The organism is Companilactobacillus metriopterae (assembly GCF_002762335.1).
In the GTDB taxonomy this organism is placed as follows: domain Bacteria; phylum Bacillota; class Bacilli; order Lactobacillales; family Lactobacillaceae; genus Companilactobacillus; species Companilactobacillus metriopterae.
The window spans coordinates 1,420,273-1,434,552 of record NZ_CP024610.1; the positions used below are offsets into that span (position 1 = coordinate 1,420,273).

Annotated in this window: 21 protein-coding genes; 6 read left to right on the forward strand and 15 right to left on the reverse strand. The window is 33.2% G+C overall.

Annotated elements, in window-relative coordinates:
- Window positions 1–4 precede the first annotated feature (4 nt).
- The gene (locus CS873_RS07285; protein ID WP_099975172.1) at window positions 5–721 is read right to left on the reverse strand and encodes a hypothetical protein; all 717 of its coding nucleotides are present in this window, start codon (window positions 719–721) and stop codon (window positions 5–7) included.
- A 152-nt stretch (window positions 722–873) separates the two neighbouring features.
- Between CS873_RS07285 and CS873_RS07290 the strand changes: the two genes are divergently transcribed.
- Window positions 874–1,212, forward strand: a complete 339-nt coding sequence (locus CS873_RS07290) for a type II toxin-antitoxin system RelB family anti-toxin (RefSeq protein ID WP_099975173.1) — start codon at window positions 874–876, stop codon at window positions 1,210–1,212.
- A 27-nt stretch (window positions 1,213–1,239) separates the two neighbouring features.
- On the opposite strand, the gene CS873_RS07295 is transcribed toward CS873_RS07290, so the two are convergent.
- Window positions 1,240–2,334 carry a hypothetical protein gene (locus tag CS873_RS07295; protein ID WP_099975174.1) on the reverse strand — a complete coding sequence of 365 codons (1,095 nt, stop codon included), beginning with the start codon at window positions 2,332–2,334 and terminating at the stop codon, window positions 1,240–1,242.
- A gap of 123 nt (window positions 2,335–2,457) precedes the next feature.
- Here CS873_RS07295 and CS873_RS07300 point away from each other — a divergent pair, with 123 nt between their 5' ends.
- From CS873_RS07300 to CS873_RS07320, 5 genes are all read left to right on the forward strand, one after another.
- Window positions 2,458–2,811, forward strand: coding sequence for a hypothetical protein (locus tag CS873_RS07300; RefSeq protein ID WP_099975175.1), 354 nt, complete (start codon window positions 2,458–2,460; stop codon window positions 2,809–2,811).
- A 1-nt stretch (window position 2,812) separates the two neighbouring features.
- Complete coding sequence (locus CS873_RS07305) at window positions 2,813–3,460, forward strand: hypothetical protein (RefSeq protein WP_099975176.1); 648 nt, start codon at window positions 2,813–2,815, stop codon at window positions 3,458–3,460.
- Between the two features lie 325 nt (window positions 3,461–3,785).
- Window positions 3,786–4,931, forward strand: a complete 1,146-nt coding sequence (locus tag CS873_RS07310) for a Rep family protein (protein WP_099975177.1) — start codon at window positions 3,786–3,788, stop codon at window positions 4,929–4,931.
- A gap of 6 nt (window positions 4,932–4,937) precedes the next feature.
- A complete protein-coding gene (locus CS873_RS07315) occupies window positions 4,938–5,219 on the forward strand; it encodes a helix-turn-helix transcriptional regulator (RefSeq protein WP_099975178.1) in 282 nt (93 codons plus the stop codon).
- A 59-nt stretch (window positions 5,220–5,278) separates the two neighbouring features.
- Window positions 5,279–6,559: a tyrosine-type recombinase/integrase gene (locus CS873_RS07320; protein ID WP_099975179.1), complete on the forward strand. Its 1,281-nt coding sequence runs from the start codon at window positions 5,279–5,281 to the stop codon at window positions 6,557–6,559.
- A gap of 38 nt (window positions 6,560–6,597) precedes the next feature.
- Here CS873_RS07320 and rpsI read toward each other — a convergent pair whose 3' ends face one another.
- The 13 genes from rpsI to CS873_RS07385 all read right to left on the reverse strand — a co-directional run bounded on the left by rpsI (window position 6,598) and on the right by CS873_RS07385 (window position 14,273).
- Window positions 6,598–6,990, reverse strand: a complete 393-nt coding sequence (gene rpsI, locus CS873_RS07325) for a 30S ribosomal protein S9 (protein ID WP_099975180.1) — start codon at window positions 6,988–6,990, stop codon at window positions 6,598–6,600.
- 13 nt (window positions 6,991–7,003) lie between these two features.
- Window positions 7,004–7,447, reverse strand: a complete 444-nt coding sequence (gene rplM / locus CS873_RS07330) for a 50S ribosomal protein L13 (RefSeq protein ID WP_099975181.1) — start codon at window positions 7,445–7,447, stop codon at window positions 7,004–7,006.
- 124 nt (window positions 7,448–7,571) lie between these two features.
- On the reverse strand, window positions 7,572–8,315 hold the full coding sequence (truA, locus tag CS873_RS07335) for a tRNA pseudouridine(38-40) synthase TruA (protein ID WP_099975182.1): 744 nt from the start codon (window positions 8,313–8,315) through the stop codon (window positions 7,572–7,574).
- Window positions 8,316–9,116 (reverse strand): energy-coupling factor transporter transmembrane component T family protein, encoded by an 801-nt coding sequence (locus CS873_RS07340; RefSeq protein ID WP_099975183.1) that lies wholly within the window; start codon window positions 9,114–9,116, stop codon window positions 8,316–8,318. It lies immediately after the preceding gene.
- Window positions 9,106–9,963, reverse strand: a complete 858-nt coding sequence (locus tag CS873_RS07345) for an energy-coupling factor transporter ATPase (protein WP_099975184.1) — start codon at window positions 9,961–9,963, stop codon at window positions 9,106–9,108. The genes CS873_RS07340 and CS873_RS07345 overlap by 11 nt, the downstream gene beginning before the upstream one ends.
- Window positions 9,948–10,757: an energy-coupling factor transporter ATPase gene (locus tag CS873_RS07350; RefSeq protein ID WP_099975185.1), complete on the reverse strand. Its 810-nt coding sequence runs from the start codon at window positions 10,755–10,757 to the stop codon at window positions 9,948–9,950. Before CS873_RS07350 ends, CS873_RS07345 begins: the two co-directional genes overlap by 16 nt.
- Before the next feature lie 191 nt (window positions 10,758–10,948).
- A complete protein-coding gene (gene rplQ, locus CS873_RS07355; protein ID WP_099975186.1) occupies window positions 10,949–11,329 on the reverse strand; it encodes a 50S ribosomal protein L17 in 381 nt (126 codons plus the stop codon).
- 27 nt (window positions 11,330–11,356) lie between these two features.
- Window positions 11,357–12,295, reverse strand: coding sequence for a DNA-directed RNA polymerase subunit alpha (locus tag CS873_RS07360; protein WP_099975187.1), 939 nt, complete (start codon window positions 12,293–12,295; stop codon window positions 11,357–11,359).
- A 65-nt stretch (window positions 12,296–12,360) separates the two neighbouring features.
- Window positions 12,361–12,747 carry a 30S ribosomal protein S11 gene (gene rpsK, locus CS873_RS07365; protein ID WP_099975188.1) on the reverse strand — a complete coding sequence of 129 codons (387 nt, stop codon included), beginning with the start codon at window positions 12,745–12,747 and terminating at the stop codon, window positions 12,361–12,363.
- Window positions 12,748–12,772: 25 nt separating this feature from the next.
- Window positions 12,773–13,138 (reverse strand): 30S ribosomal protein S13, encoded by a 366-nt coding sequence (gene rpsM, locus CS873_RS07370; protein ID WP_099975189.1) that lies wholly within the window; start codon window positions 13,136–13,138, stop codon window positions 12,773–12,775.
- Between the two features lie 22 nt (window positions 13,139–13,160).
- Window positions 13,161–13,277, reverse strand: a complete 117-nt coding sequence (gene rpmJ / locus CS873_RS07375) for a 50S ribosomal protein L36 (protein WP_010018546.1) — start codon at window positions 13,275–13,277, stop codon at window positions 13,161–13,163.
- Between the two features lie 30 nt (window positions 13,278–13,307).
- Window positions 13,308–13,526, reverse strand: a complete 219-nt coding sequence (gene infA, locus CS873_RS07380) for a translation initiation factor IF-1 (protein WP_099975190.1) — start codon at window positions 13,524–13,526, stop codon at window positions 13,308–13,310.
- 93 nt (window positions 13,527–13,619) lie between these two features.
- On the reverse strand, window positions 13,620–14,273 hold the full coding sequence (locus CS873_RS07385) for an adenylate kinase (RefSeq protein ID WP_099975191.1): 654 nt from the start codon (window positions 14,271–14,273) through the stop codon (window positions 13,620–13,622).
- Window positions 14,274–14,280 lie beyond the last annotated feature (7 nt).

A 14,280-nucleotide genomic window follows, 5' to 3' on the forward strand; every position in this document is an offset into this window, starting at 1 on the left:
ATATTTATTTTCTACGATATCTCATATCGGTCAAATTATTATTAATGCTCCCAAGTATTTCATTCATCTCTCTATTAGATTTATCTTGTGATTTTTGAAGTTTTTTATTTGCTCGGTTTTTCGACTCTTTTAATTCTCTCATTTGCTGCTCATTACGTTTTTGGTTATCAATGACTCTTTGTTCTTGTTTTTCCCTAAATGTTTCTTCTCTCATAATTGCGTATGCTTCCTGTAAATTATTAGCTTGATAAGAATCTATATATCCTTTTATCTTAGATACAGCATTTGATGTCTGATATTCTTCAGGAATTTTAAGAATATCAGGATATTCCTCGTTCATTTTATGAACTAATGATCTTTTATCATCATCATTATCTTTAATTTTGTCTTTGATTAGTTCAGATTGTAAATCATTATTGTTATTTTTTTTAATCATGTGTTTACGCATAAAATAAAAATATATTCCAAAAATAACTAGAAATTCTACTAGTCCCGTAAATGATGATAACAACCCCAAAATAAGATAAATAAGAAAAATATATATCAAAGCAATTACGATTTTATTTGTTGTAAACGGAATTAAAATATTACCCCATGTTATCTTAGATAACTGTAATTCAATCACTTTATTTCTATATTCCCTATTACTTTTTAAGATTTGCTCATATTTCTCAAAAAACGAGTATGCATAATTTAACATTTCAACGTCATTCCTACTCATAATTAATAATTCCCCTTTTAAATAAATTATTTCATAATAATTTTATCATTAACTAGTATACCTATACTAGTTAAATTTAGTAATTGATTACGTTCATTTGATGATAATAAACATATATTGTCATGTTAACTACTATTTGAAAGGGTTCAGACATGGCAGAAGATATAAAAATCGGCTCAAAAATACAAATCATTCGGACTAATCGAGGAATCACACAAGAAAAATTGGCTGAATTAAGTGGACTATCTTCAAATTTCATCTCTAAACTAGAACGTGACAGTACAAAAGATATTAGTCTGTCCAACCTTATATCCATCACAAAAGCTTTAGACATCTCCATTGATGAGTTATTAAACCTCAAAATCACAGATGATGAAAAATATACTTTGAATACACACTTACTATTTGAAAAACTGAACTCTTTAGATAAAGAAAATGCTGACAATTTAAGCAAAAATTTCTTAGAAATAATAAACAATTTAAAAAGCTAGTTGCAATAGCAACTAGCTTTTTAAATACTAAATTTTATTGTTCCTATAATCCGTGAAAATATCATTTAATAATTCATCGGCAGTTATAACATAGTCAAATGTATTATAAAATTCGGAATTATTTGATTTAACATTTCTTCTCCATTCCAAATATATTTGGCCTTCGTTAAAAACTTTACTATACCAGTTCTCCCAGAGAACTGCATTGTCACTATAATATTTCATTAATCGAGCTTTTTGCTGTGCACCATCGGAATTGTATATTGGTTCATTTCCTCTAAATTTAGTGTTTTTCTGTATGTCGGAAATCATTTTATATACATTATATCCAAAACCACTTTCGCTTACCCTTAGATACCCAGAAATTTTATTAATAACTTCTGGCATAAAGTCTTTCACCATAAATTTTAATAATGGATTTTCTCTCACTGATAATTTATGCGTATTTTTGGAAAAATCATAATTGTTATCAATAATTATTTTCTTTGCCATATCAGCAAACAATATTACAAAATTAGTATTCTGAATAAGATTTTCTGGATATTTTTTGGTCCACAATATAGTGGGAAATTTCTCAGTTTGAAGAATGCTTTGATACTCATTTTCAGAAGCATCACTTAACTTTTTAAAATGTATGACATTACCAAAATCTTTACTGGAAATTGCCAACGCTAACTGTGCGTTTAATAAAGAAAATCCTTTTCGTAAATCACTAAAAGAGTCAGTCAAGTTATCAATTCCTATTAATTCTTTTTCCAAAATTCCTTTTGTTTCATCCATTTCTTTTTGAACCATAATTATCATGAAAAATTCATATGCATATGATGTTAGCCACAAGGCATTAAAGTTTGGATCACTTATATCATGAACTCCAATTTTTTTGAACTCCTCATTTATTCTAGGTTGTTGAATGGTATTATTACGAATTTTTCCATTTAAAAAATCACTTAATTCTTTACGAAAACTAGTTCCATTAGATAACTTCTCACGACCATATTTTCTAATTTTCTTTTTACTAGCTCCAATATACTGAAATCGTAATGTATGATCCAACTTTTCTACAAATTCATCTTTAATATCTTTTGATAGGTCAATTCTTCCGTAATTATCAATAATTGCCAAATTAATTCTCCTTAATAATTTCTTAATAATTTATCCCAACGACTCTATTTAAAGCAAATTATACACTAGTCTTATCAATCAAGAAGAAATTCTAGTTGATAATAAAATTAAGGAGGATTTCTTATGAATAAAGAAATTCAAATGGTCGGTTTACTACCAGAAAGTAAGCAAAAAATCGAAAGTGGTGTGGTTGTATTAACTGCAGTACGTGAAAAAGTAGTGTATGAAGATGGTAATAGGACAGATAAGACAGACGGATTTTCTGTTCGAGGAATTATTATTGATGGAGAATTAGCAGGAAAAGAAATTTCTATTAAAGTAGATTCTGCGAATAATATCAACGTTGGTAACAAGGCCAAATTAAAGATAGAAGATTCCAAAGTATATGCACGTAGCCAGAGAAATACTGAATTCGCCACTGTAGAGTTAAGCCTAACTGGCTCAATCGCCCTACTTTCTGAAAAAGGAGGTAATTAATATGTGGAATATCATATTAACAATCTTACATTGGATGATAGCAATTCCCATTTATGGGGGAGTTGGATGCTTGTTAGTCGGTACATATATTGGAATTAATAACTACTTCAGGGAAACAATAGGCGAACATTGGATTTTCAAGATTAAATCAATGAATGAAAGAGAATTACAAATATCAGAAGCTGAACGCGATTTTAAGGAGCGGAGAAAACTTTTATTACTTGATAAAAACAATATTCAAACAAAGTCTGAAGAACTTAAGACTCAATTTCACATGATATCAGTCAAAGAGAATGTGTTGAATGGCCTTATCCATGATTGGGAAGACCAACACTTCACAGCAACGAACTATTTACAGAAATCTTCCTATAAAAAAATGATAGCTGACATCGAAAAAGGTGCTTTGAGAGATAAATTTTTAAAAACATTAAAATCGTATTCAGGTTATATCAATCTGAATGTAGACCAAGATAGTGTTCCTGTATCACATGTGGTTATTGATGAATTACGTTTGTTACTTAAGACCGAATTCAACGACTCCATTTATAAGGACTTCGTTTTAAAAAAATATGGTAATGCTATCCAATTTGGATATAATCCTGTAGTTACTATATGGGAATTATATCGAATATATGGAAGTGCTTATTAACTAGATAGTTCTTTTAAAAAGACTAATAAATGATTATTCAAAATACTGTGGTATAACAACCGAATCAGTTAATACTAGTTAAAAATTAATATTCAAATTCATGATAATTGATGAGTATGAGGAAGAAAATTCATTTTCTGACGATGGCGAAGATATTAAAAATGAATTTGAATGAAGAAATGTTCCATTTCTTCACAAAACTGTTTATTTACTGGAGGTGGGGCTTGTTATCACCTCCAGTATTGGTGTTCCAAAAGATAATCAATTACCTATGTTGTGGTCTTTTATAAAAAGTACTGTTCCACTTAGTTAAGGTAGGTGTTCCATGAAATCTCGAAATATAATGTACGTTCAACAACTAAATAGGCTACCGTATCCTATTAATGAATTAAAACACCAAGCAGAACTTATGTCTGATAAGTATGCATATATTATTCATGACAAGGATTTAAAAGATGGTATAAAATCTGAACCACACATTCACTTAATCATGAATTTCAAAAATCCACGTTCATTATCAAGTATTGCGAAAAAATTAAACGATAGAGAAACACAAATTACTAACATGTCAAAATATGGTAGTAATGGCTTTAATAATTCTATTTCGTATTTAGTTCATCATTCAACTGGTTCAATTGATAAATATCAATATGATCCAGCAGAAGTAATTGCCAACTTTGATTACATTAAAGAACTTAAAAAAATTGAAAACGAAGTGTCTTCATCTAAGAAAGGCTCTCGAATTAGAGAATCTCAACAAGTTAATGATATATTTCAAAAAGCCGGAGTAGGATTATTATCAATTAATCAAACAAGACAAGAATTGTTAAATATATCCGCTAAGACTTTGGCTCAATATAGTTTAAAAATAGATAGATTATTCAAAGAGTTATCTAACATTAAATACGAAGAATGGATATCTAATAAAATCGAACAAAAAGAACCTATTGAAATTATTTGGATTTATGGAAAATCCGGCACTGGTAAAACTAAGCTTGCAAGAAATATTGCCTCAATGAACTCAAGCGACAGTTTTATATCAGGCTCATCAAACGACCCGTTTCAAGGATATGAAGGCCAGTCTTGCGTAATATTAGATGAATTACGTCCTACTACATTTAATTACGAGGATTTATTAAGAATGTTAGACCCTTGGGCATATGACTCAATGACTAGTGCTCGATATAAAAATATGCATTTAATGGCAGACATTATTATTGTTACTACACCGTATAATCCTCTTCAGTTCTACCAACGTATCTTTAACAACAAAATTGATTCATTCAATCAACTACTACGCAGACTATCACTGATATTAGAAGTACAAGCCGACTTTATATTTCCCACCACTTATAGTGTTGAAAATTCAATTTTTACAAAGAACTACGATGAAAAAGAAAAGAATACTTTCTCAATGAACCAAACCAATAATCATGTGAGTCTTCAATCTCTAATAACAAGAAAGGAATAGTAATTCATGGACAAAATTGAAATTATGTTAAGTGATACTCAACTTGAGTATTTAAGAAAGCAAATATTTAAATTAATTTCAGAAGAAATAGACACAATAAGAAACCAAACATTCAAAAAGAACCGATATCTGAACAAAAAGCAGACCTGTTCCTATTTAAACGTCACTAATAATACCTTGGATAAGTGGATCAAACAGGGATTACCAAAGATAGAGTTAAATAATTCCATTAGATTTGATGTATTCGCAATAGACAAATGGATGAATGATATAGCAAAAATATCGTAGGCCCACTATAATCAAGTTATAGTATTTGATTTCGGTTCGCAATCAGGAGGTCATTTACTATGACAATTACTAAAACAAAAAGCAATACTTATCGTCTTCGGCTGTATTACCCAAAGGATATACAGGACACTTTAGGAGTTTCAAAATTATATTCTAAGACGTTTAAAACACAAAAGGAGGCAAAGGCAGACGACCTTGACTTTCACCTTAAAATCAAGGAAATTCGTGATAAGAAAGAAATGAATAGTCTGGAACTTAAAGGCGATTCTACGATAAAAGATTTCTATGAAGAAACTTGGCTTAATGACTACAAATCTGGTTTAACATCGTTCTATCCGACTCCACCAACAAGAGCGACAATCGATAATACTACAAAAATGTTTCGTTTACATATTCTTCCAATGTTTAGTAACTATACTCTTAACTATTTAAATAATAATAAGAATATCGTATTACGATTGATGGCGAAAAAAGCCTCTGAGTATGCTAACTTCAAAACTTTAAGAAGTTATGTTAATTCGATATTCGATTGGGCAGAGGAACTTGAGTACATTGACCATAATAAGTTGAATAAGTCACTTAAACGTATTAAACCAGTCAAGAAGATTCAATTACAATCATCAAAGAATGAGGAAGACTTATTTCTTTCTTTTGAACAGTTAAAAGATTGGATAAATGCGGTTAATTCAGATTTATCAAATAATCTACTTTCTTTTCAGGATTATCTTCTATTTCAACTAACTCTATTTTTATCAGATAGGAAGTCTGAAACATATGCTTTAAAGTGGAAGAACATTGATTTTGACAATAAACAGGTCACTATAGAAAAAGCTTTAAATCGCTACGGAGATGAAAAATCCACAAAGGCAAACAAGATTACGATTTTTAGACTCTCAGAGGATTTGTTGTCATCTTTGCGTGAATATAAAAAATTGCAACAAGTAGAGTTATCAACTTTCAATATTAACCAAACAAACGAACAATTATTATTTTCGTATTGTGATAGAAAAGGCAATATTAATCAGCCTCTACACACTGATTACTTAAACTATCGTATGAAATCAATTGAAAGAAGACATCCAGAGCTCGCACATGCCACTCCACATAAATTACGACACACTGGGGCTACTCTTGCCAAACAGTCTGGTGCATCATTAGAAGCAATATCTAATGCACTCACACATAGCGATACAGAAACAACAAAAACTTATGTTAATACACCCGATGTTATCCAAATGACAGCAGGCCAACTAACATTAAATGAATTATCAAAAAACAATGGTGTCAAAGTGGTGTCAACAATGGTGTCAAATCCACAAAAAAACACCTCACAGGGCTGACTGTGAAGTGCTTAGAAGTGTTGATATATAAGTATATATTAACGTTTTGAGAATTGTGAAGCTTTACGGGCTTTCTTAAGACCTGGTTTCTTACGTTCCTTCATACGAGGGTCACGTGTCAATAAACCAGCTGATTTAAGAGCTGATCTAAAGTCAGGATCTACTTCTAGTAGTGCACGAGAGATACCATGTCTGATAGCTCCTGCTTGTCCTGAGAATCCACCACCATTAACATTAACTAAAATGTCATAGCTTGATCCTGTTTCTGTTACGTCCAAAGGTTGTTTCATATCAGCAATCAAATTGTCGAAAGGAATATAATCTTTGACGTCGCGGTCATTAATAGTAATTTTACCGTTTCCTGGAACTAGTCTAACACGTGCAACTGAATCTTTGCGACGGCCTGTTCCAGCGTATGCTACTTGTGCCAAATTGTTTTCCTCCTTAGATTAGTTTGTTGATATCCAACATTTCTGGATTTTGTGCTTGGTTGTTGTGTTCTGAACCTGCATATACATGCAATTTCATGATTTGCTTACGACCAAGACTGTTATGTGGAAGCATTCCACGGATTGAATCTTCGATAAACATTTCAGGTTTTGTAGCTAATTTTTCACCAGCTGAAATACTCTTGATTCCACCAGGATGATTTGTATGATGATAATAAATCTTATCCTTAGCTTTTTTACCTGTTAGTTTAATTTTTTCTGCATTGATGATAATAACATTATCACCTGTATCAACGTTTGGTGTGTATGTAGGTTTGTTCTTTCCTCTTAGGATTGAAGCAACTACAGATGATAGTCTACCAAGAACTACATCAGTAGCATCAATAACATACCACTTACGTTCAACTTCACTTGCTTTTGCTAATGGTGTTGTACGCATTACAATTTCCTCCATGATCTTTGTTTGACTACAATAAGTTTCCGGGGCTTATCGTGGGGCAAACAATACCAACGTCCATATTACATGGATTTGACCTTCTAGTCAATGGTATTTGTCTTATTTTTTAATAAAAAACTTCTTTTAAATACAGTCCACTAGCAGGAGCACATCCCCTCGCCTGTTCACGATCTTTAACCTCATACAGCCTTAACAAATCATGTACATCTCGGCGTCCATTACCTATTTCTAGCAACGTCGCAACTAGTATCCTAACCATGTTATACAAGAATCCATTTCCAGTGAACTCAAATACTAGTTCACTGGATTTTTCATCAAATCTAACCGTTGCTTCATAGATGGTTCTGACCTTATCTTCTATCACACCACCACTAGCTGCAAAACTAGTAAAGTCATGTGTTCCTATCAAATCCTTGATAGCAGTCTCAATTTTCTCTAGCTCAAATGGATATGGATAGTGACCAGTATAAAATCTCTTAAACGGATCAGTATAATGTCCACAATCTACTCGATACTGGTAGGTCTTCTTCTTAACTCCAAATCTTGCATGGAATTCTTCATCGACTATTTCAGATTCTAAGATCAATATATCCAGTGGCATTAGAGAATTCATCGCACGCAACATATTCTCCGCAGGAATTTCACCTGGATAATCAAAGTGAATTATCTGACCGAGAGCATGAACTCCTGCATCAGTTCTCCCAGAGCCAAATATATCAACATGTTGTCCCTTAGTCATCTTTTCTAGAGATTGTTCAATGACTCCCTGCACAGTTCTTAAATCTGTCTGTCGTTGGAAACCATGAAATCTTGTTCCATCATACGATATTTTTAATTTATATCTAGTCATCTAATAACTCCTAACTAGTAATAAACATACCGTCAATAAAGCTATTACTAACACTGTATAGTTATCGATTTTTTTCCAGTGAAGTTGACGATACTTTGTTCTACCTTCACCATCTTTGTAACCACGTGACTCCATAGCTATTGCTAAATCGTAAGCAATAGAAAAACTGCTTACAAATAGTGGAATCAAAATTGGAACAAATGACTTAATTCTTTTCAAAAGACCACCTTCACCAAAATCGACACCACGAGCTCTCTGAGCGTCCATAATTTTGACAGTTTCATCTATTAGCAACGGAACAAATCTAAGCGCTATGGATAAACTAAGTGCCACCTGAGTGACAGGAAACTTCACATATCTCAATGGTTTCAAAATACTCTCAATTGAATCAGATATTTCAATCGGAGTAGTAGTTAAAGTTAATAGCGTTGAGATAAAAATAATTACAACAAATCTTAATAAGATATATCCTGCAATAACCATACCATCCGTGGACAATTGCAATACTCCAAATTTCCATAGTGGATCTGTCGATGGAGTAAAGAACATCTGCAATAACACCGTGAATACGATTAAGAACAGCATCGGTCTAAGACCCTTTATGAAAAAGCCAATATTAATTTCAGATAAATACACACTAAATAAAACAAATGCGAGCAATAAGGCATAACTTGCAACGTTATTTGCTAAAAAAACGATACCTATAAAATAAAATGTAATTAAAAATTTACCACGAGGGTCTAATCGATAAATAATCGAATCCCCAGGTAAATATCTTCCGAAAATTAATTTATCCATTATTCTCCAATTGCTCTTTAATCATATTTGAAAGTTCATCTATAGTAATTGGTAATTGATCAAATACATACTTTTTCTCTGCTAACTTTTTAGCAAAACTGGCACTTTGGGGTAAACTTACAATCCCACTATCTACCAATTCTTTATTGTTGAAAATTTCTTTAGGCGTACCTTGGCCAACTAACTTGGAATTTTGCATAACATAAGTATACTCGGCATAGTCAGCAACGTCATCCATATTGTGTGTGACCAAAATAATTGTTTTTCCTTGTTTATTCAACTTCTTAAATAAATCCATAATTTCAATTCTTCCCACTGGATCTAAGCCTGCTGTTGGCTCATCTAAGATGATTGTTTCAGGATTACTGGCAAGTACACCAGCAATCGCTACACGACGCATCTGCCCACCAGAAAGGTCAAATGGAGACTGTTGTAGATAACTCTCTTCAATTCCTACCAATTTGAGTGCATCTTTTGCAGATTCTCGTGCTTCTTCTTCAGTTGCACCAAAATTCATAGGTCCGAACATAATATCCTTTTCCACAGTTTCCTCAAATAATTGACTCTCAGGAAATTGAAAAACCATGCCTATTTTTTGTCGCAAAGGTTTTAGGTTTTTATTATTGGTCTTGGAATCAATTTCTCGATCTCCAATTTTAATAGTTCCTGAAGTCGGTTTAAGGAGTGCATTGATATGTTTTACTAATGTAGATTTTCCACTACCAGTTTTTCCTATCAACGCTGTAAAGGATTTGTCTCTTATCGTGAGAGAGACATCATCTAATCCCAACCCTACATCAGGATTTTGTGACTCATAAGAGTGAGATACATTATTTAGTTTAATTTCCATAATTTACTAATAAGTTCCTCCTCATCTTGATATTCAGGATCAAAATTCAATTTCTCTTTTAACAGTGTAGTAAAAGGCTTATCCAGCCCATATTGTTTAAGATCATCCATTACAAATAATTGTGCTGGAGTGACATCTTCTACTAAGTGACCGTTTTTCATAATAACAACTCTCTGCGATAAAGCAGTTTCCTGAATATCATGAGTGATAGATATAATAGTCATTCCTTTATTTTGCCAAAGGTCCTTCACCAAACTAAGTACTGTCTCGCGTCCTTCAGGATCCAACATACTAGTTGATTCATCTAAAATAATAATTTCAGGATTTACAGCTAACACCCCTGCAATAGCTACTCTCTGTTTTTGACCACCAGACAAAGATTGGGGATCTCTATTTTTAAAATCTTGCATGTCGACAAGTTTCAATGCTTGATCGACTTCTTTTACCATCTGGTCTCTTTCAATTCCTTGATTTTCCAATCCAAAAGCAACATCATCTTCAACAGTTGCTCCCACGAATTGATGGTCAGGATTTTGAAATACGATTCCAATTTTTTCCCTTATATCCCAAAGACTTTCTTCAGTCAACTTTTGACCAGCAACAGATATTGTTCCAGAACTGGCTTCTAACAATCCATCTATCAATCTAGTAAGAGTAGATTTTCCACTTCCGTTTTTCCCGACAATAGATATCCACTCACCTTTATTAATTTCTAAACTAACATTATCAACAGCGGATGATTTGCTTTCTGGATAGGTATAACTTAAATTTTCTATAGAAATAATATTAGCCATAATCTGTTGCTCCTCAAAAGTTATTACACTATATAATAACTAAAACTTTAATTTTGGGCAAAAAAAAAATCATTCGATATATTAGTGTCCCTTTCTCAAGAGATCTCAGAGATAGACTTAGCTAGCAAATAGCCAACATCTTAACACTCACTAATATATCAGAATGACTGATTTTTAATGAAACTTATTTATTAAACTAATTCAATAATAACCATTGGTGCTGCGTCTCCACGACGAGGTGCAGTCTTCATAATGCGTGTGTAACCACCATTACGTTCTGCATAACGAGGTGCAACATCACTGAATAGTTTTTGTAATGCAGATTGTACTACAACTGAATCGCCATCTTCAACAATGTTAGCAACTTCGTTTCTAACATATGTAGCAGCTTGACGACGAGCATGAAGATCTCCACGTTTACCAAGAGTAATCATTTTCTCAGTAGTACGTCTGATTTCTTTTGCACGTGTTTCAGTAGTAATAATGCGTTCATTAATAATTAAATCAGTAGTTAAATCACGTAACATAGCTTTTCTTTGAGAGCTGTTACGTCCTAATTTACGGTAACCCATGTTTTTACCTCCTGTTGGAATAAGTTATTAATCTTCTTGTTTCAATGATAATCCAAGATCAGCTAGCTTTTCACGAACTTCGACAAGTGATTTACGACCTAGATTACGCACGCGCATCATGTCTGCTTCAGATTTCTCTGTAAGTTCTTGCACAGTATTAATTCCTGCACGTTTTAGACAATTATATGAACGAACTGAAAGGTCAAGTTCTTCAATTGTCATTTCTAGCTTCTTCTCTTTTTGAGTTTCCTCTTTTTCAATCATCATATCAGCAGATTTAGCTTCTTCTGTAAGATTTACAAAACTAGTTAGATGTTCTGTAAGGATCTTTGCAGATAAACTAATAGCTTCTCTAGGGCCAATTGAACCATTAGTCCAGATATCGATTGTAAGTTTATCGAAGTCGTTTCTCTTACCCACACGAGTATTTTCAACTTGGTAGTTTACTTTATCTACCGGAGTGAAAATTGAGTCAACTGGTAGTACACCAATAGGTGAACTTTCAGATTTATTTTGTTCTGCAGGATTATATCCACGACCATTTTTAACTGATATTTGCATGTTGAAGTGTCCACCATCAGCCACTGTACAAATATATTGTTCAGGGTCAAGGATTTCCAAATCAGCGTCTGCTTTAATATCTTTTGCAGTAACTACAGCTGGACCAACTACATCGATTTCAGCTTTTATGTCATCTTCAGCAAATGACTTTAAGTCTAATTTTTTAATGTTAAGCACAATTTGTGTAACATCTTCAATTACACCTTCAACTGCTGAAAATTCATGTAGTACACCATCAATTTGAATATCTGATACCGCTGTACCTGGAAGAGATGTTAATAGAACACGACGTAATGAATTACCTAGTGTTGTACCATAACCTCTTTCTAGCGGTTCGATAATATATTTACCGAAGTCTTTAGATTCTTCAACTGCGGTAATTGTTGGTTTTTCAAATTCGATCATACGGTTATTTCCCCTTTCAAAACGAACTGTGCGTAGTAAATTTCATACGGGTATAAAAAACCATTCTATACACGACGACGCTTTGGAGGACGAGATCCGTTATGTGGAACTGGAGTCACATCACGAATAGCTGTAATTTCCAAACCTGTTGCTTGTAATGAACGGATTGCAGCTTCACGACCTGAACCAGGTCCTTTTACTGAAACTTCAACAGTCTTCATACCATGTTCCATTGCATCCTTAGCAGCTGCTTCACCAGCCATTTGTGCGGCAAATGGTGTTGACTTACGGCTACCTTTGAATCCAAGAGCACCAGCTGATGACCATGAAATAGCGTTTCCGTTAACATCTGTGATCATAACTAAAGTGTTATTAAATGTTGAGTGAATGTGGGCAACACCAGATTCGATATGTTTCTTAACACGGCGTTTGCGACCTTTATTTTGTGCCATGAATTAACCTCCTATCGTATTCTTATTACTTCTTCTTACCAGCAATTGCAACTTTTTTACCCTTACGAGTTCTTGCATTGTTCTTGGTATTTTGACCTCTAACTGGCAAACCACGTCTATGTCTCATTCCACGGTATGAACCAATTTCTTGAAGTCTCTTAATATCCATACTTACTTCACGACGCAAGTCACCTTCAACACGAATTGAATCGACTTGTGAACGAATAGCATCTTCTTGTTCAGGAGTTAAATCTCTTGTACGAATATCTTCTGAAACATTAGCTGCACTAAGTACTTTACGAGCAGTTGTATCACCAATACCAAAAATGTATGTAAGTGCAACAACTATTCTCTTATCACGAGGTAAATCTATACCTGCTATACGAGCCATTGAACACTACCTCCTATTAAAATTATCCTTGTCTTTGTTTGTGCTTTGGATCTGCAGAACAAATAACCATAACGCGTCCACGTCTCTTGATTACTTTGCAGTGCTCACACATAGGTTTAACGGATGGTCTTACTTTCATGTCGGAACCTCCATTCCATTAAATTACTTTTTATCTATATCTATATGTAATTCTTCCCTTGGTTAAATCATAAGGGGATAATTCCACGGTAACTTTATCACCAGGCAAGATTTTAATATAGTGCATACGAATCTTACCTGAAACATGAGCAAGAATTGTTGCTCCATTTTCAAGTTCTACCTTAAACATTGCATTAGGCATTGTTTCTGAAATTGTACCTTCTACTTCAATGACATCTTCTTTTGCCAAAGATTTGACCTCCATCGGGATGAAATTCATCACCATATCGCAAAATTATATAATATTTCTCTGGTATTGTAAACAAATCCAAATCAGTAACTATTATAGATTTTGTAATATTGATTTAACTTTGCTATAAACTTCATCAATTTCTTGTTCACCATCGACTTTATATAGAAGACCTAAGTCACTATAAAAATCGATTAATGGTGTATTCATTTCGATGTTAACTTTCAATCTGTTTTTAACAGTTTCTGGTTTATCATCTTCACGTTGATAGAAATCGTGAGATCCACAGACATCACAAGTACCTTCAACCTTAGTTGGCTTAAACATCTTATGATAAGTTGCTCCACAATTTGAACAAATATATCTTCCAGATAATCTTTCAACTAGTACTTCAGGTTTAACATCAATTAATATTACACCATCGATTGGCTTGTTTACATTCTTTGCAATTGTCTGTAAAGCTTCAGCCTGCGCAATAGTTCTTGGAAAACCATCTAGCATATATCCATTCTTTTGCACGTCATCTTTTGCTAGTCGTTCTTGAACAACAGCTTCAGTGACTTCATCAGGAACTAGTTCACCTTTATCAATAAAACTTTTGGCGTTTAGTCCAACTTCTGTCTTTTCAGACATTGCTTGTCTAAACATATCACCTGTTGAGATGTGAATAACACTAAAATCTTCAACGATTCTTTCAGCTTGTGTACCTTTACCGGCACCGGGTAACCCCATCAATACAATATTCATGGTTTAA